Raw genomic sequence first — 17,155 nt, 5'->3', positions numbered from 1 at the left:
ACATCCGCACCACGGAAGGCTTCACCATGTCCGGAACCACCTCGACCTCCCCCGGCGCACCCGCCGCCGGAACGTCGACAGGCGCGCCGCACCCGCGGCGCTGGATCGCGCTGGCGGTGATCGCGGTCTCCCAGCTGATGGTCGTCCTGGACGCCACCATCGTGAACATCGCGCTCCCGAAGGCCCAGGCCGACCTGGGGATCACCGACGCGAACCGGCAGTGGGTGATCACGGCGTACACGCTGGCCTTCGGTGGTCTGCTTCTGCTCGGCGGCCGGATCGCCGACTACTGGGGCCGCAAGCGCACCTTCATCGTCGGCATGGTCGGCTTCGCCTTGGCGTCCGCGCTGGGCGGCCTCGCCACCAGCGGCGAGATGCTCTTCGCCGCCCGCGCGTTGCAGGGTGCCTTCGGCGCGCTGCTCGCCCCGGCCGCGTTGGCGCTGCTCACGGTGCTGTTCACCGAGGCCACGGAGCGGGCCAAGGCGTTCGCCGTGTACGGCGCGATCGCCGGCGGTGGGTCCGCCGTCGGGCTGCTGCTCGGCGGGGTGCTGACCGAGTACGCCCACTGGCGCTGGTGCCTGCTGGTCAACATCCCGGTCGCCGCCATCGCGATCGCCTTCGCGATCCCGCTGGTGCCGGAGAGCCGGGCGCACGGCAACACCCGCTACGACGTGCCCGGCGCGGTAGTCGTCACCGCCGGCCTGGTCTCCCTGGTGTACGGCTTCACCAAGGCCGCCGAGGACGGTTGGGACGCCACCGCCACGCTCGGCTTCATCGCCGCCGGTGTGGTGCTGCTCGCCGCCTTCGTGGTGATCGAGCTGCGCTCCAACCACCCGTTGCTGCCGCTGCGGATCATCCTGGACCGCAACCGGGGCGGGGCGTACCTCGCCTCCACGCTGATCGGCGCCGGCCTGTTCGGGGCGTTCCTCTTTCTCACCTTCTACTTCCAGGTGGTGTTGCAGTACAAGCCGCTCGAGGCGGGGCTCGCGTCGCTGCCGGTCACCGCGGGCGTGTTGATCGCGGCGGGTGGCGCCAGCCAGCTCATGCCGAAGGTGGGTGCCAAGCCGCTGATGGTCGGTGGCGCGGTGCTCGCCGCCGTGGCCATGCTGACGCTCACCCAGATCGACGTGGACACCTCGTTCCTCACCCTCCTGCTGCCCGCCCAGGTCGTCCTCGGCATGGGCCTCGGCTTCACCTTCGTGCCGCTGTCCAGCCTGGCCCTGGTCGGGGTGCCGGAGCACGACGCCGGTGCGGCCAGCGCGACGCTGAACGCGACGCAGCAGATCGGTGGCTCGTTGGGCACCGCGCTGCTGAACACCTTCTACACCAGCGCGGTCGCCGCGTACCTGGTCGGTCGGGCCCCGAACCCGGTCACCCAGGTCGAGGCGCTCGTGCACGGTTACCGCGTGGCGTTCGCCTGGGGCGCGGCCCTGATCGTGCTCGCCGGGGTGGTCACCCTGGTCCTGGTGAAGGTGCGCAAGGAGGACATCCCCGCCGGCAACGCCGTGCACATGGGCTGAGCCGGGTGACACGGCCGGCCCGCTCCCGACCGGAGCGGGCCGGCCGACGTACCCGTCCGGTAGCGTCCGGACCATCGTCGAAGATCCGTTGAGGAGACACATGTCCACGGCTGCCGACCAGATCATCCACGCGCTACGCTCCGGCCACGAGGAGCTGGCCGCTCTCGTGCGCGACCTCAAGGAAGACGACCTGCGCCGCCCCTCCGGCGCCAGCGAGTGGCAGGTCTCCCAGGTGCTCAGCCACCTCGGCAGCGGCGCGGAGATCGGCCTCGCGGCGCTCACCGCGGCCCGTGCGGGCACCGCCGCGCCCGACGGCGACTTCAACCGCACCGTCTGGGCGCGCTGGGACGCCATGTCCCCCGAGGAGCACGCTGCCGGTTTCCTGGAGTCCAACCAGCGGCTCGTCGAGGCGTACGAGGCACTGGACGCCGACACCCGCTCGACGCTGCGGATCGACCTCGGCTTCCTGCCGGAGCCGGTCGACGTCGCCACCGCCGCCCGGTTCCGGCTCAGCGAGTTCTCCCTGCACCAGTGGGACGCCGAGGTCGCGTTCAACTCGTTCGCGGCGGTGACGCCGGAGGCGGTGCCGCTGCTGATCGAGCAGATCGGCGGCATGCTGGGCTGGACGAGCCGGCCGCAGGAGCTGGCCGGCCGCCAGGCCACCCTGCTGGTACGGCTGCGGGACCCGGAGCGGACGTTCGGACTGCGGCTGGGCGAGCACATCGAGCTGACCGACGCGCCGGAGCAGCCCGATGGCGAACTGTCCCTGCCGGCCGAGACGTGGCTGCGGCTGGTGGTTGGCCGGCTCGGGCCGCAGTACACGCCGGACGGCGTGCAGGTGACCGGTCCGCTGACCCTGGACGACCTGCGTCGGGTCTTCGTCGGCTTCTGACGGGTAACGCGCGGGCCGGTGCTCCCGGCCCGCGCGTACCCTCGTCAGCCCTTCACGCAGACGACCTGCTTGAGGTGCGCGACCACCTCGACCAGGTCCTCCTGCTGGGCCATCACCTCGGTGATGTCCTTGTACGCGCCGGGGATCTCGTCGACCACCCCGGCGTCCTTGCGGCACTCGACGCCGGCGGTCTGCGCGGCCAGGTCGTCGGTGCTGAACGTCCGCTTGGCCTGCGCCCGCGACATCCGCCGCCCGGCCCCGTGTGAGGCCGAGCAGTACGCGGCCGGGTTGCCCCGACCCCGCACGATGTACGACCCGGTGCCCATCGACCCGGGGATGATCCCCAGGTCACCCCGCCCGGCCCGGATGGCGCCCTTGCGGGTGACCAGCACCTCCACCCCGTCGTAGCTCTCCTCGGACACGTAGTTGTGGTGACACGAGATCGGCTCGTCGTAGCCGACCTGCGGGAAGTGCTCGCGCACGATGCCGCAGAGCAGCGCCAGCATGACCGCCCGGTTGCGCCGCGCGTACTCCTGCGCCCACCACAGGTCCCGCCGGTACGCGTCCATCTCGGGTGTTCCGGCGAGGAACACCGCCAGGTCCCGATCGGGCAGGTCGGCGTTGTGCGGCAGCCGCTGGGCCACGCCGATGTGCCGCTCGGCCAACTCCTTGCCGATGTTGCGCGACCCGGAGTGCAGCATCAGCCACACCCGACCCTCGTCGGCGCCGCCCTGCTCCAGGCAGACCTCGATGAAGTGGTTGCCCCCGCCGAGCGTCCCGAGCTGCCGCTGGGCCCGGGTCTCCAGCTGCGCCACCCGCCGGTCCAGGCCGGCGAACCGGCTCCAGAAGTCGTCCCAGCCGGCCTGCTCCAGACCACGGATCCGGCGCGGGTTGACCGCCTCCTGCCGCTGGTTGAAGCCGACCGGGATGGTGGCCTCGATCGCCGAGCGCAGCCCGGCCAGGTCGTCCGGCAGGTCGGCGGCGGTCAGCGACGTCCGCACCGCCGACATGCCGCAGCCGATGTCGACGCCGACGGCGGCCGGTGAGACGGCCTGCCGCATGGCGATCACCGAGCCGACCGTGGCGCCCTTGCCGAAGTGCACGTCGGGCATGACGGCGACGCCCTGCACCCAGGGCAGCGCGCCGATGTTGCGCAGCTGCTTAGCGGCCTGCGGCTCGATGGCGTACGGGTCGGTCCAGACCCGGACCGGTGCCCGGGTACCGGCGAGAGGGGTGAATCCCATCGTGGTCTCCTCGTGTTGTGCCGACACCAGCGCTACCTGGTGACCGTAAATGATCGCGCGCCGGGTAAAGCCGGCGTGAAAGCTCGTCGGATACGAAAAGGGCCGCCGACCCCTGCGGGGTGGGCGGCCGCGCTCGACGCGCGTGGCGTCAGCGAGGTCGCCGCCCCGGATACCGGTCCTGGTTGCGATTCTGAGCGGGCCGGCCAAGACACCGGTACGACGCGCCGGACGGCAAGACGGCACCGGCACCCGGCACGCGCCAGGTGGCGTCGGTGGTTGTGCGTTGCGACATGGCGTGCTCCCCCCGGGTGTGCTCGGTCGGCAGTACTCCACATCACGGTAGGCGGGACAGGAGCTGTCCGCAAAGGATATTGCGGCGGCCTGGGTAGCCGCCGCGCCGCGCCGCGTGGCTCAGGTGTCGTAGCAGCCGTCCCAGGGCGGGTCGAAGCCCAGGTCGTCGGGGAGAAACTCGGCGTGGTCCGCGCCGTCGTACTCCGCGGACCAGTCGACCAGCCCGAAGACGTGCCCGTCGACCTCGACCTGGAACAGTCCGATGGCGATGTCGCCGAAGGCCAGGCCGGGCAGCCCGTCGAGCCAGTCGAGGAGGCGAGCCTCGGCACGGGTGCCCGAGGCTTCCTCGTCCTCGCTGGTGCCGGCGAACCAGATGTCCGAGTCGGTGTGCACGCCGTCGGCGTCGAAGCGGTGCAGCACCGCGTACCACCGCTTGTGTCGGTACCAGTCGTCTTCGGCTCCGGCACCGTCGGCGAGTGTCGCGGTGACGGAGCCGAAGAACTGGCCCTTGTCGTACCGACCGATGTAGCGGGTGCGATAGTCGGACTCGTACGCGATGGGCACGCGATCGGGGATGGCCATGCGCGGACGCTACCGCCCGCGATTTACGGCTGCGGCACCAGGCGGAAGGACTGCGCGGCCGTGCCGTTGCAGGTGTACTGGATGAGTTGGACGCTGTCCGCCGTGGATGCGCCCGGCACGTCCAGACACTTGCCGCTGCTGCGGTTGACCAGCCGGTAGTAGCCGCCGCCCTCGGATTCCGCCCGCCACTGCTGGTTGTTGCCGCCGCTGTAGGACCACAACTGGATGGGCGCCGAGTCGGCTGTCGACCGGTCGGTCACGTCGAGCACCTGGGCGCTGTTGCCACGGTTGTTGACCCGCAGGTATCCCCCGCTGGTCGGCGCGAACTGGTACTGCTGGGCGGCGCTGCTGTTGCAGGCGTACTGCTGGATGGCCGTGCCGTTGGCGGTGCCGGCGGCCCGCGCGTCCACGCACTTGCCGCTGCCCCGGTTGACGACCGTGTGCCAGGCGGTCGGCGAGATCGGGCCGGCGCTGCCCGTCGGCGTGGGCGTCGGCGTCGACGTGGGCGCCGTGCCGGCACCGGCGAGCCAGTGCAGACCGTCGATCAGCAGCTTGTTCTGCTGCGGGCTGTCGAAGGTCGAGGACAGGCCGGTGTTGGTGCTGTAGTTCATGCGGTTGTGCCCGAAGTTGGCGTACAGCATCTTGTAGCGCTTGTTGCTCCACACCAGCGGGTAGTAGCCGCCGTACCAGGACTGGTTGGGGTCCGTGCCGACCGGGAAGCTGGACGGGTCGACGGAGGCCAGGATGTCGATGTCCGGGTTCTGCCGCAGGTCGTTGCTCCAGGAGTACCACTCGCTGAACGACGACGCGAAGGTCGCCGGGAGCGCCTGGGTGGCCGGGTGGGTGCGGTTGTCGACGCGCATCGTGACGCGGGTCGGCTCCCAGGTGTTGGTCTGGAAGGAGCCGGAGCCGAGGAACGTGTTGTAGTACCAGCTCCAGCTCGACGGGTTGTCGGTCCAGGCGCTGACGTGGAAGCCCAGCCACGCCCCGCCGTTGCGCATGTACTGCTCGAAGGCGGGTCGCTGTGCGGCGGGCGGCGCGTCGTCGAGGAACATGACGACCCTGTACTGGGCCAGGTTCGACGTGTTCAGCAGGCTCCAGTTGGTGGTGGCCTCCCAGGAGAAGCCGTACTGGGCGGCGGCCTGCGGGAACCAGGCGCGGGCGTCCCGGTCGAAGTCGATGTGCGCGGGGTCCCAGGTGCCGTTGTAGAAGGCCAGGACCTTGAACGTCGGCGCGGCCTGCGCGCTGCGCGCGACCCCGAGGCCGAGCCCGGCGCTCACGGCGACGACGAGGGCGACGAACACCGCCAGGATCCTTCGGGTACGGGAGGGAAGTTCTGCGATCACCTGATCGTCCCTTCGGTCGGGACGCGCGCCGACGCGTCGACGTGAACTATCTGTTCACAAGGTTTACAGATAGATGAAAGGTTATGCGCCGCCGACCGGTGCGTCAATCACGGGCCGGCCGATCGGGTGGGATTCCTGCGGCAGCGGGTACCCCGGCCCGATGACCAGCCCGGACGCCGTCGACGTCGACATGCCGCTCGCCGTGGACGTGCCCGCCGCGCCGCACGACGCCAGCGGCGAGCGGGTGCCGACTCGCGACCTGGCCGGGCTCGCCCCGGCGGCGAGACCGGCACGTCGCTGGACCCCGAGCCGGGTGGTGGCCACCCCGGCCGCCCTGGACCACCCGCACGGGCAGCGGATCGTCGAGCGGGTGCGGGCGCTGGGCATCGAGGTGGAACGACTGCGGTCCAACCGGCTCACCGGCGTACGCGGGCAGACCGACCGGGAGACGTACGCCCGCGCCAAGGCGACCATGGCGATCGTGGTGAGCCCACCCTCGCGACGTGCTCTGCAACCCATCGCCCCCAGCGCCGACTGGCGCGTCGACCTCGCCGAGGGCTGCCCCGCGCACTGTCAGTACTGCTACCTCGCCGGTTCGCTCTCCGGCCCGCCGGTGACCCGGGTGTACGCGGACCTCGACGACATCCTGGCCGGACTGGCCGCGTACGCCGGGCGCGGAACGGTGACCAGCCGCAACGCGCGCCGCGCCGACGAGGGCACCACCTTCGAGGCGTCCTGCTACACCGACCCGCTCGCGCTGGAACACCTGACCGGCAGCTGGCGGCGGGCGGTGCAGCACTTCGCCGACTGGGACGCGCCCGTGCAGTTGCGCTGGACCACCAAGTACGCCGACGTGGACACCTTCGTCGGGCTGCCGCACGCCGGCCGCACCCGGGTCCGGTTCAGCGTCAACTGCGCCCCGGTGAGCGAGCGGTTCGAGGGCGGCACCGCGCGGGTGCCGGACCGGCTCGCCGCGCTGCGCCGCCTCGCGCTCGACGGCTACCCCGTCGGGCTGACCATCGCCCCGATCATGCCGCTGCCGGACTGGCGCGAACGCTACGGCGAGCTGCTCGACCAGGTCCGCGCGGCGGTCGACGGGGTTCCCCAGCTGGACCTGACCGCCGAGCTGATCACGCACCGGTTCACGCCGGGCAGCAAGGAGGTGCTGCTCGGCTGGTACCCGCACACCCGGCTGGAGATGGACGAGGAGTCCCGCAGCCGCAAACACGGCAAGTTCGGCGCGGTGAAGTACGTCTACCCCCGCGACACGATGGCGGAGCTGCGCGGCTGGTTCACCGCCGAGCTGGCCGCCCGCGTACCGGCCTGCCGCATCCTCTACTGGACCTGACCGTCAGCCGAGCGAGGAGCGGGCCACCGGAGCGGCGAAGAAGGTGTCCGGGTACGGCTCCTCGCGGAGGCTGTAGTGCCACCACTCGCGGTCGTAGTTGACGAACCCGACGTCGGTCATCAGCCGCCGCAGCAACTGTCGGTTCTCCCGTGCCGTGCCGGTTATGCGGGCGTCGGCGGTGTGCGCCCGGGCGTCGAAACAGTCGAACCCGGTGCCCATGTCGATGCTGTTGTCGGCGAAGCGCCGTCCCGGCGGGGCGGTGCAGGCGACGAGACGCTGCCCGGGCACGTACGCGGGTTGGCTGGCGGGGGGCTCGTCGACGAGGGTCAGGTCCAGCGTGCTGCCCCGACTGTGCGCGGTCGGCGCGCCGATGTACCCGTCGGCGAAGAGCCGGTCCTTGGCCAGGTCCGGATAGAACTCGGCCTTGGTCTGCTGCTCGCCGGGGCGCTTCGACCAGGCGACGAAGTCGTCCACCGCCGGCTGGGGGCGGTAGCAGTCGTACGCCTTGATGCTGTGGCCGCCGGCGAGCGCGGCGTCCTGGACCCGGCGCAGCGCCTCGGCGGCCTGCCGGGTGAGCAGGCACAGCGGCTCGCGGTAGCCGACGATCGGCCGGCCCACGAAGTTGTGCGCCGTGGCGTAGCGGATGTCGGCGTGGATGCGCGGGTCGAGGTCGGTCAGCACCACGAAACCCGGCAACCCGCCGGTCGCCGACGGGGACGGGGTGGCCGACGGCTGTGCAGGGCTCGCCGAGGTGGCGACCGGGGCCGAGGCGGGGACCGGGGCCGCCGGGCGGGGACGCGGTTGCGGATGGGAGCAGCCGCCGAGCACCGCGACGAGCGCGAGCGCGACGCCGCCACCAAGCCGCCCTGACCAGCGCACACGTCCTGTCTATCAGCAGCGGTCCGGGTTACGCGCCGGATCAGCGCTCGGCCGCCGCGAGCCCGCTCAACCCCCGGCCGCCAGCGGAGCCGGAGCTGGCACGGTCGGCGCCGCGTCGCGGGTGTCGACCAGGTGCGCGTCGAGGAAACGCAGGGCCGCCTCGTCGTCGTCGATCCCACCGGCCTCGTGGCCGTTGTAGCGCCACACCGACAGTTCGGTCGGCCCGGCGTGCGCGTTGTGGGCGGCGTAGACCCCCGACGGCGGCACGATGTCGTCCATCAACGCCACCGAGTACCGGGCCGGCCGGCGGCAGCGTCGGGCGAAGTTGACGCCGTCGACGTACGACAGGGTGGTCAGCACCCGATCCTCGGCGTCCCGGTGGATCGCCAGGTAGTCGCGGATCTCCCGGTACGGATGGGCGTCGGTGATCACCACGGCTCGCGGGATGTCGCAGAGGAACGGCACGAGGGCGACCACGGCGCGCACACCGCGTGCCAACGCACCGGCCGCGAGAGCGAGGGCGCCACCCTGGCTGTGCCCGAGCACCGCCACCCGGGTCGGGTCGACCATCGGCAGGGTCCGGGCCGCGTCCACCGCTCGCACCGCATCGGTGATCAACCGCCGGTAGTAGTAGGTGCGGGGGTCGGTGATGCCCCGCGTCGCCACGCCGGGCGCCTCCGGGCCGGCCGCGCCCGGGTCCGCGGTGACGCCCCGGCTCCAGCCCGAGCCCTGCCCCCGGGTGTCCATCTGCAGGTGGGCGAACCCGGCCGACGCCCAGAGCAGGTTCTCCAGCGCGTGCCCGCGCCCGCCGCCGTAGCCCACATACTGCACGACTGTCGGCAGCGCCGTGCCGGACCCGTGCGGCACCCGCAGCCAGGCCCGGACGGGCTGACCGGCGAACCCGGGGAAGGTCACGTCGTACACGTCGATGGCGGTCAGACCGGTCACCACGGGTTCGAGCCGGACCGGCCAGTTGGCGTCGCGGGCCTGCGCCAGGGTGGCGGCCCAGAACTCGTCGAAGTCGGCGGGGTCCGGCACCACGCCGCGGTACTCGCGTAGCTGCGCCTCGGGCAGATCCGTGTGCATGGCGCCCCTTGTCTGTCACGTGGCACTGAACAGGGTGCGTCCACAGCGTGGCCGACGCCGACAGCCGGGCGGCACAGACGGGACCGTACGCCGATACGCATCCGACAAATTACCGGAACATTTCCGTAACTCAGCCGAACGCTAGAACCGACCTGGCGTGTCGTCAACCCCCGTCCGTGAGGCAAGATGGCGCGAGGGGCGGGCGTGCCGTTCCGGGACACTGGATGGACGACGCTCGTGGTCGTCCATCCGGAGCGGTGAAGGAGACGCGGGTGGACGCGGACGACGGACGCAGGGTGACCATCACCGCGATCGCACGGGAGGCCGGGGTCTCGGTGCCGACCGTGTCACGGGTGCTCAACGGTCGGTCCGATGTGGCCCCCGGCACCCGGGAACGTGTCGAAGAACTGCTGCGCCACCACGGCTACCGGCGCCGCACCAGCCGCAGCGTCCGCCGCGCGGGCCTCGTCGACCTGGTCTTCAACGACCTGGACAGCCCCTGGGCCGTGGAGATCATCCGGGGCGTGGAGGACGTCGGGCACGGCGCCGGGGTGGGCACCGTCGTCTCCGCGATCCACCGGCAGCCCACTGCCGCCCGGCAGTGGTTGCAGAACCTGCGTACGCGCGCCACCGACGGCGTCATCTTCGTGACGTCGCACCTGAGCCCGCCGCTGCACGCGCAACTGCGCCGCCTCAACGTGCCGGTGGTGGTCGTCGACCCGGCCGGCGTACCGGCCATGGACGTCCCGACGATCGGCGCCACCAACTGGGCCGGCGGGCTCGCCGCGACCGAGCACCTGCTGGCCGTCGGGCACCGGCGGATCGGGTTCGTGGCCGGGCCGACGCACCTGCTGTGCAGCCGGGCCCGCCTCGACGGCTACCGCGCCGGGCTGGAGGCCGCCGGCGTGCCGGTGGACGACGCGCTGATCTACCCCGGCGACTTCTACCACGCCTCCGGCTTCGCCGGCGGCACGGCGCTGCTCGATCTGGCCGACCCGCCGACAGGCATCTTCGCGGCCAGCGACCAGATGGCGTTCGGCGTCTACGAGGCCATCCGTCGCCGCGGACTGCGGGTTCCGGACGATGTCAGCGTGGTCGGCTTCGACGACCTGCCGGAAGCCCGCTGGGCGTCGCCGCCGCTGACCACCGTCCGGCAGCCCCTGGTCGAGATGGGCCGACTGGCGGTGCGGACGGTGCTGCGACTGGCCCAGGGCGAGGGCATCGACTCGCCCCGGGTGGAGCTGGCCACCGAGCTGGTCGTCCGGGACAGCACCGCCGTCCCGCCGACCGGCTGACCCCCTCCCTTCCGACGGCCGAACCGGGTCGGATTCCGGTTCCACCTGTTCCGGTCGAGCCGCGAAAATTCCGGCTTCCAGCCTGCCGGCCCGCCGCACCCACCGGACCGCCGGACCCGCCGAACCGTCGAACCCGCCGGACCGCCGGACCGGCGAACCCGCGGGACCGCCGGGCGGGTCAGGGCGACGGACGTGGACGCCTCGCGGCGCGGTGGGCGACCCGGGGGCCGTCCACCGCGCCGAGCGGCTCAGTGGTGGTGGTGTGCGCGTACGGCACGCCGGATGGTCACCGGCTGCGCGGGCGCGCCGTCGACCGGCGCCGGGTCCTCGGCCGTCGGCGCGATCCCCAGGGCGGCGATCCGGTCCAGGGTGGCGAGCCCGGCCGCGTCGACCGTGCCGAAGATCGTGTAGTTGGGGCGCAGCGCCGAGTCGGCGTACACCAGGAAGAACTGGCTGCCGTTGGTGTCCGGCCCGGCGTTCGCCATCGCCAGCACGCCTCGGGCGTAGAGCCGGCGTACGCCGGTCGGGTCGGTGGGAGCCGGCGGCAGGTCGGTCGGCAGCTCGTCGCGGTACCGGTAGCCGGGGCCACCCTCGCCGGTGCCGGACGGGTCGCCGCACTGCAACACGCTCAACGTCGGGTACGCGGTGAGCCGGTGGCACGGGGTGCGGTCGTAGAAGCGCTTGCCGACCAGGTGCAGGAAGCTCTGGACCGTGCACGGCGCGGCGGCCCGGTCCAGGGTCAATCCGATCGGCCCCTGGTTCGTGGAGAGGGTCACCCGGACGCTGCCCCGCTCCGGGGTGCGGCGCGGGTCGGGCGGCAGCGGCACCGGCCGGGCGGCCGGCTCGTCGGGCGTCTCGGTGTAGGCGCACGGGCCGTGGGTGGTGCGCGGCGGGCGGGCATCGGCGGCGGCGCTCACCGCGTCGTCGGCCGGGACCGGCGCGGCCACCGCGGCAGCTGACGCGCCGACGATGAGCGTTGCGGCGAACGCCGTCACACCCGCGAGGCGGGTCAGCGCGCGCACCGACCGGCGGGGTGCCGCCGCGCCGGACGGCGTTCCGAGTTCACTCGACACAGGGATCCTCCTGGGCTCGTGCTGGCCAGAAAGACCGGAGTCTATGGATGCCGAGCGCCGTTGTCGATCTGACCGGGCAACCGGCGGCGGCGGTGCCACAGCAACCCGCCCAGCAGCGCCAGCACTCCCGCGCCACTCAGCGCGACCACCCACCACAGCCATCCGGAGCCGGTACGCGCCGGGCCGCTGGCCGCCGCCGGGCGCGGCGCACCGGGCGCGGCCAGCGCGGACGGCACGGCCGACGGCGTGGCGGTCAACTCGCCCGGCTCGACCAGGCGGCCGACGCTGGCGTCACGCGGCAGCGAGAAGCCCCAGTCCAGCAGGGCCGCCCCCTGCTCCCAGCCACGCATCGGGGCCGGCTCGGCGCCCAGCAGCGTCACCACCAACCGACGGCCGTCCCGTTCCGCAGCGCCGACGTAGGTGTGCCGCGCCAGGTCGGTGAAGCCCGTCTTGCCGCCCAACGCGCCCGGATACCGGTAGATGAGCTGGTTCTCGTTCTGGATCTGGAAGCCCTTGGTGCGCTGCGCCGGCTGGGCCGGAATCGTCGCCTGCTCGGTGAGCGCGTACCGCCGGAAGGTCGGCTGGGCGAAGCAGGCCCGGGCGATCAGCGCCAGGTCGTACGCGCTGGTGAACTGGCCCCGGCCGTCCAGCCCGGACGGGGTGACCGCGTGCGTCTGGAGCGCGCCGAGGTGGTGCGCCTGCTCGTTCATGGCGCGGACTCCCCCGGCCGCTCCGTCGGGCCCGCCGCCCAGCCGGGCCAGCGCGTTCGCCGCCTCGTTGCCGGAGTTGAGCAGCAGCCCCAGCCAGATCGTCTCGATCGTGTAGCGGCCGCCCTCGACCAGGCCCACGGCCGAGGAGCCGGGCTCGATGTTCATGTCCGCCTCCGTCACGGTCACCGTCTGGGCGGGGTCGAGCCGGGGCATCATCGTGGCCGCCAGCAGCAACTTCTGGACGCTGGCGGGGGTGCCGTACTCGTGCGGGCCGCAGCCCCCGAGCACCTGGCCGGAGTCCAGGTCCGCGACCAACCACGAGGTGGCGGTGATCGCCGGTGGCGCGCCCGCTCCGGCCGGCACGACCAGGCCGCTGCTGGCCAGCGCGGCGCCGCCGACCACCCGTGCCTGCGGCACGGCGGGCGGGGGCGAGGGCCGTGGCGGGCGGGACACCGCCGGCGCCGCCACCCGTGGGCAGCGCACGGCCCGCGCGGCGGTGCTGCCCGGCGTGGCGGTGCTGCTCGACGTGGCGGTGCTGCCCGGCGTGGCGGTGCTGCTCGGCGTGGCGGTGGCCTCCGTGGCGGTACTGCCCTCAGCGGCGGTGGCCTCCGGGGCTGCCGTTGGTGTGCGGGCTGCCGCGGCGGCCGGGACCGGCGCGGGGGCGAGCAGGACGGCGGACGCCGTGACCGCCAGCAGCGCAGCTCTCATGCGCCCGACCCTAGTCAACAAGATCGCCCGGCGGGAGCGGTTGGCCGCTCGACCATCCCGCGGCGGCCCGCTCCACGAGGTAGTCGTGCAGCGCGGCGCTGCCCCGCAGCCGGCGCAGGCTGCGGGCGTGCAGGTCCTGCTCACGGCGGGCCAGCTCGGCACGCACCCGCTGGGCACTGCCGGTGGTGCGCAACTCGCCCAGCACCGCCTCGATGATCTCGAACGGGTAGGCGCCCCGGCGCAGGAGCGCGACGACCTGCGCCGCCCGCAGCTCGGTCTCGTCGTACACCCGGTAGTTGGTGCCGGGCGCGCGGCCCGGCCGCAGCAGGTCGCGCGCCTCCCACAGGCGCAGCTGCGAGGTCCGAACCCCGACCAGGGCGGCGACCTCGCCGATGCGGACGCCGCGGCGCGGGGCCGGCCGGGTCGCGGGCGGGTTGGCCAGCACGGTCTCGAAGGCGCCGAGCACGCGGCGGATGTCGGCGCGTTCCCGGTCCAGTTCGGCATGGCCGCCGTCGAGCGCCGCCAGGGCCGCCGGCACGTCGCCCCGGTGCACCGCCGCCATGATCTCCCGGGTACGGCCCCAGCCGTGCCCCTCGGCCAGCCGCCGGGCCACGGTCAGCGCGCGGGCGTGCGCGGTCGTGAAGATCCGGTAGCCGCTCGCGGTGCGCCGCACCGGCGGCAGCACGCCCTCCTCGACGTAGTTGCGGACCTGCTGCACCGAGATCCCGACGGTGGCGGCGAGGTCCACGGCCCGCAGGCGATCCTTCGGCACGGTCTCCACGCTGCCACCGTACCGGTTGACACGTGATTTGAGACTTTCCTGCTTGTTTCGACGCGACCCCCGCTGCCCTATCGACAAAAGGCTCTACAGGAGGACGAATGAGACAATGTAATCCGCCAGTCCGGCGGGAGATCTCCCGCCACGACCTCGTGAAGGGTTCGCATGTCGCAGCCAACAAGGTCCGCCGCCGACAGCCACGACATGATCGAGGTACGGGGTGCGCGGGAGAACAACCTCGCCGCCGTCTCGGTCGACATTCCCAAGCGCCGGTTGACCGTCTTCACCGGCGTCTCCGGCTCCGGCAAGTCGTCGCTCGTCTTCGGCACCATCGCCGCCGAGTCCCAGCGCCTGATCAACGAGACCTACAGCGCGTTCCTCCAGTCGTTCATGCCGAACCTCAACCGACCGGACGTCGACTCGCTGCGCAACCTCGGCACGGCCATCGTGGTCGACCAGGAGCGGATGGGCGTCAACTCCCGCTCGACCGTCGGCACCGCCACCGACGCGTACGCCATGCTGCGGATCCTCTTCAGCCGGCTCGGCGAGCCGTCGGTCGGTGGCGCCGGCGCGTTCAGCTTCAACCTGCCCGAGGGCATGTGCCTCACCTGCGAGGGGCTGGGCCGGGTCTCCGACCTCGATGTCAACGAGCTGGTGGACGTCGAGCGCTCGCTCAACGACGGCGCGATCACCGTGCCCAACTTCGCTGTGGACTCCTGGTACTGGCAGACCATCGTCGGCTCCGGGCTGTTCGACCCGGACGTCAAACTGCAGGACTACACGCCACAGCAGTGGGAGGACTTCCTCCACAAGCCGGCCACGAAGATCAAGATGGGCAGCAACAACTGGACGTACGAGGGCCTCGCGGTCAAGGTGAAGCGGCTCTACCTGGCCAAGGACCGCGATTCGATGCAACCGCACATCCGCGCCTTCGTCGACCGGGCGGTCACCTTCACCACCTGCCCCACCTGCGACGGCACCCGGCTCAACGCCGCGGCCCTGTCGTCGCTGATCGCCGGACGCAGCATCGCGGAGTGCTCCGCCATGCAGATCAGCGACCTGGCCGCGTTCGTGCGGAGCATCGACGACCCCGGGGTGGCGCCGCTGGTCGGCAACCTGCGTGACCTGCTCGACTCGCTTGTCGAGATCGGGTTGGGCTACCTCAGCCTGGACCGGGAGTCCGCGACCCTCTCCGGCGGCGAGGCACAGCGGGTGAAGATGGTCCGACACCTCGGCTCCAGCCTCTCCGACGTCACGTACGTCTTCGACGAACCCACCGTCGGCCTGCACCCGCATGACATCGCCCGAATGAACGACCTGCTGCTGCGCCTGCGCGACAAGGGCAACACGGTGCTGGTGGTGGAGCACAAGCCGGAGACCATCGCCATCGCCGACCACGTCGTCGACCTGGGGCCGGGCGCGGGCGGCGCCGGCGGGCAGATCTGCTTCACCGGCGACGTCCCCGGCCTGCGCCGCTCCGACACGCTCACCGGGCGGCACCTGGACCACCGGGTGACACTGCGCGACGAGGTACGCCAACCGACCGGCCAGCTCACCATCCGCCACGCCGACCTGCACAACCTGCGCGACGTGGACGTGGACATCCCGCTCGGCGTCCTCACCGTGGTCACCGGCGTGGCCGGCTCCGGCAAGAGCTCGCTCATCCACGGGTCACTACGCGGCCGGTCAGGCGTCGTGATCGTGGACCAGTCCCCGATCCGCGGGTCACGACGCAGCAACCCGGCCACGTACAGCGGGTTGCTCGACCCGATCCGTACCGCCTTCGCCAAGGCCAACGGCGTCAAGGCGGCGCTGTTCAGCGCGAACTCCGAGGGCGCCTGCCCGGCCTGCAAGGGCATCGGGCTGATCTACACGGACCTGGCGATGATGGCCGGCGTGGCGAGCGTCTGCGAGCGGTGCGAGGGGCGGCGGTTCACCGACGAGGTCCTCACGTACACGCTGCGCGGCAGGAACATCGGCGAGGTGCTGGCCATGTCGGTCACCGAGGCGTACGACTTCTTCCCGCACCCCATTCTCCGCCGACTGGTCGACGTCGGGCTCGGCTACCTCAGCCTCGGCCAGCCGCTGACCACCCTGTCCGGCGGGGAGCGGCAACGACTCAAGCTCGCGATCCACCTGGCGGAGAAGCGCAGCACGTACGTCCTCGACGAGCCCACCACCGGCCTGCACCTGGCCGACGTGGACCAGCTGCTGGCCCTGCTGGACCGCATGGTGGACGCCGGCAACACGGTCATCGTCATCGAGCACCACCAGGCCGTGATGGCCCACGCGGACTGGCTCATCGACCTGGGTCCGGGCGCCGGGCACGACGGCGGGCGCGTCGTCTTCACCGGCACGCCGGCCGACCTGGTCGCCCACGGGGAAACCCTCACCGCCACCCACCTGCGCGAGTACGTCCACCGGCCAGCGGCGCGAGGTTGAGGGGTCGGCGGGGCGGTCGACGCGGACTCGGCCCGCCCGGCGTCCGTCGCTGCACAGCGGGCGGCGGGCCGGGGCGAGCCGGCGCGGCCTCCGGTGCCAGCGGCGAGGCGGCGCGGCGTTCGGTGCCAGCGTCGTGGCGGCGCGGCCTCCGGTGCCAGCGGCGTGGCGGCGCACCCGCGAGGCGGCGTGCGGTGCCGATGCTCAGGCGATGTGGCGCAGCCAGCGTCGCTGCCAGGGTGTCTCGACCGCCTTCGGGTGGTAGCCCGCCCGGACAAAGGTCACCGCCCGCTCGGCCGGCAGGCCGTCGAGGATCGCCAGCGCGGCCAACGCCGTTCCCGTGCGGCCTACTCCGCCCCGGCAGGCCACTTCGACGCGTTCGCCGTCGTGTGCCCTTCGCAGCGCCGCGCGCAACGCATCGAGGGCGTCCACCCGATCGAGCGGCACCCAGAAGTCAGGCCACCGGATCCGCCGGTGTGGCCAGGCCGGCTCCGGGCCGGGCGCCAACAGCAGCGCGAAGTCGGCCGGTGGGGCGGTCGCGGCGACCCGACGCCCGCGCACCAACGCCCCGCTGGGCAGTACGAGCAACCCCGACTGCTCCGACCATGTCCCAGCGACAGTCACCGGCCCATTGTGCCGCGACCACCGGCCGGTCATGGTGCCCGATCGGCACAGACAGCGCCGCCCCCGGCCGGTTGGGCCGGGGGCGGCGCTGGTGTCGGTGCGCAGGTCGCCTCTCGGCGAGTGGCGCGACGCGGCTCCAGCCGAACGGTATTCCGCGAAGGCATTGAGGTGAGGCCCGGGGACACTGGATCACACCGACACAGCTTCACAACCAGCCAACCCCTCCCGATGTTCCCGCCCCGCTCAGATCTTGGACAGTTTCCGTCTTCAGGGCGGGCTCAACTGGTGGTTGCAACACCCTTCCGTTTTCTTCGTTGGGGTGGTTATGGCGTCGAGGTTG

Annotated in this window: 14 protein-coding genes; 5 read left to right on the top strand and 9 right to left on the bottom strand. The window is 72.5% G+C overall.

Annotation, left to right across the window (positions count from 1 at the left end; all coding sequences use genetic code 11):
• The first annotated feature begins 26 nt into the window (after positions 1-26).
• Both AB0K10_RS19675 and AB0K10_RS19670 read left to right on the top strand, forming a co-directional pair.
• On the top strand, positions 27-1,520 hold the full coding sequence (locus tag AB0K10_RS19675; RefSeq protein ID WP_363685345.1) for an MFS transporter: 1,494 nt from the start codon (positions 27-29) through the stop codon (positions 1,518-1,520).
• Between the two features lie 100 nt (positions 1,521-1,620).
• Positions 1,621-2,412 (top strand): maleylpyruvate isomerase family mycothiol-dependent enzyme, encoded by a 792-nt coding sequence (locus tag AB0K10_RS19670; RefSeq protein WP_363685343.1) that lies wholly within the window; start codon positions 1,621-1,623, stop codon positions 2,410-2,412.
• A gap of 44 nt (positions 2,413-2,456) precedes the next feature.
• On the opposite strand, the gene AB0K10_RS19665 is transcribed toward AB0K10_RS19670, so the two are convergent.
• The 3 genes from AB0K10_RS19665 to AB0K10_RS19655 all read right to left on the bottom strand — a co-directional run bounded on the left by AB0K10_RS19665 (position 2,457) and on the right by AB0K10_RS19655 (position 5,875).
• Entirely contained in the window at positions 2,457-3,656 is a 1,200-nt protein-coding gene (locus tag AB0K10_RS19665) for an RtcB family protein (RefSeq protein WP_363685341.1), read from the bottom strand.
• A gap of 411 nt (positions 3,657-4,067) precedes the next feature.
• Complete coding sequence (locus AB0K10_RS19660; protein WP_363685339.1) at positions 4,068-4,529, bottom strand: hypothetical protein; 462 nt, start codon at positions 4,527-4,529, stop codon at positions 4,068-4,070.
• A 23-nt stretch (positions 4,530-4,552) separates the two neighbouring features.
• Positions 4,553-5,875, bottom strand: coding sequence for an RICIN domain-containing protein (locus tag AB0K10_RS19655; protein WP_363685337.1), 1,323 nt, complete (start codon positions 5,873-5,875; stop codon positions 4,553-4,555).
• 160 nt (positions 5,876-6,035) lie between these two features.
• On the opposite strand from AB0K10_RS19655, the gene AB0K10_RS19650 reads away from it, so the two are divergent.
• Positions 6,036-7,223, top strand: a complete 1,188-nt coding sequence (locus AB0K10_RS19650; RefSeq protein ID WP_363685335.1) for a spore photoproduct lyase family protein — start codon at positions 6,036-6,038, stop codon at positions 7,221-7,223.
• A 3-nt stretch (positions 7,224-7,226) separates the two neighbouring features.
• Here AB0K10_RS19650 and AB0K10_RS19645 read toward each other — a convergent pair whose 3' ends face one another.
• Positions 7,227-8,102, bottom strand: a complete 876-nt coding sequence (locus tag AB0K10_RS19645; RefSeq protein ID WP_363685333.1) for a M15 family metallopeptidase — start codon at positions 8,100-8,102, stop codon at positions 7,227-7,229.
• 66 nt (positions 8,103-8,168) lie between these two features.
• A complete protein-coding gene (locus AB0K10_RS19640) occupies positions 8,169-9,188 on the bottom strand; it encodes an acetylxylan esterase (protein ID WP_363685331.1) in 1,020 nt (339 codons plus the stop codon).
• 272 nt (positions 9,189-9,460) lie between these two features.
• Between AB0K10_RS19640 and AB0K10_RS19635 the strand changes: the two genes are divergently transcribed.
• Positions 9,461-10,483 carry a LacI family DNA-binding transcriptional regulator gene (locus AB0K10_RS19635; protein WP_363685329.1) on the top strand — a complete coding sequence of 341 codons (1,023 nt, stop codon included), beginning with the start codon at positions 9,461-9,463 and terminating at the stop codon, positions 10,481-10,483.
• Positions 10,484-10,731: 248 nt separating this feature from the next.
• Here the strand turns inward: AB0K10_RS19635 and AB0K10_RS19630 are convergent, their stop codons facing one another.
• Genes AB0K10_RS19630 through AB0K10_RS19620 form a run of 3 tightly spaced genes read right to left on the bottom strand, consistent with a single transcriptional unit; the run spans position 10,732 to position 13,755 of the window.
• Positions 10,732-11,556, bottom strand: a complete 825-nt coding sequence (locus AB0K10_RS19630; protein ID WP_363685327.1) for a peptidylprolyl isomerase — start codon at positions 11,554-11,556, stop codon at positions 10,732-10,734.
• Positions 11,557-11,597: 41 nt separating this feature from the next.
• Positions 11,598-12,974, bottom strand: coding sequence for a D-alanyl-D-alanine carboxypeptidase (locus AB0K10_RS19625; protein WP_363685325.1), 1,377 nt, complete (start codon positions 12,972-12,974; stop codon positions 11,598-11,600).
• 10 nt (positions 12,975-12,984) lie between these two features.
• The gene (locus AB0K10_RS19620) at positions 12,985-13,755 is read right to left on the bottom strand and encodes a MerR family transcriptional regulator (RefSeq protein ID WP_363685324.1); all 771 of its coding nucleotides are present in this window, start codon (positions 13,753-13,755) and stop codon (positions 12,985-12,987) included.
• Positions 13,756-13,917: 162 nt separating this feature from the next.
• Between AB0K10_RS19620 and AB0K10_RS19615 the strand changes: the two genes are divergently transcribed.
• Positions 13,918-16,194 (top strand): excinuclease ABC subunit UvrA, encoded by a 2,277-nt coding sequence (locus tag AB0K10_RS19615; RefSeq protein ID WP_363685322.1) that lies wholly within the window; start codon positions 13,918-13,920, stop codon positions 16,192-16,194.
• A 201-nt stretch (positions 16,195-16,395) separates the two neighbouring features.
• On the opposite strand, the gene AB0K10_RS19610 is transcribed toward AB0K10_RS19615, so the two are convergent.
• Positions 16,396-16,815: a protein-tyrosine phosphatase family protein gene (locus tag AB0K10_RS19610; RefSeq protein WP_363685320.1), complete on the bottom strand. Its 420-nt coding sequence runs from the start codon at positions 16,813-16,815 to the stop codon at positions 16,396-16,398.
• Positions 16,816-17,155: the final 340 nt, after the last annotated feature.

This window comes from Micromonospora sp. NPDC049274, assembly GCF_040678875.1.
Classification (GTDB): domain Bacteria; phylum Actinomycetota; class Actinomycetes; order Mycobacteriales; family Micromonosporaceae; genus Micromonospora.
Note: the sequence above shows the minus strand (reverse complement) of the source record. Positions and strands in the feature narration are given on the sequence as shown.

Coding starts and splice junctions, on each gene's coding strand:
- AB0K10_RS19675 (WP_363685345.1), top strand. CDS start 27: ATGTCCGGAACCACCTCGACCTCCCCCGGCGCACCCGCCGCCGGAACG.
- AB0K10_RS19670 (WP_363685343.1), top strand. CDS start 1,621: ATGTCCACGGCTGCCGACCAGATCATCCACGCGCTACGCTCCGGCCAC.
- AB0K10_RS19665 (WP_363685341.1), bottom strand. CDS start 3,656: ATGGGATTCACCCCTCTCGCCGGTACCCGGGCACCGGTCCGGGTCTGG.
- AB0K10_RS19660 (WP_363685339.1), bottom strand. CDS start 4,529: ATGGCCATCCCCGATCGCGTGCCCATCGCGTACGAGTCCGACTATCGC.
- AB0K10_RS19650 (WP_363685335.1), top strand. CDS start 6,036: ATGACCAGCCCGGACGCCGTCGACGTCGACATGCCGCTCGCCGTGGAC.
- AB0K10_RS19640 (WP_363685331.1), bottom strand. CDS start 9,188: ATGCACACGGATCTGCCCGAGGCGCAGCTACGCGAGTACCGCGGCGTG.
- AB0K10_RS19625 (WP_363685325.1), bottom strand. CDS start 12,974: ATGAGAGCTGCGCTGCTGGCGGTCACGGCGTCCGCCGTCCTGCTCGCC.
- AB0K10_RS19615 (WP_363685322.1), top strand. CDS start 13,918: ATGTCGCAGCCAACAAGGTCCGCCGCCGACAGCCACGACATGATCGAG.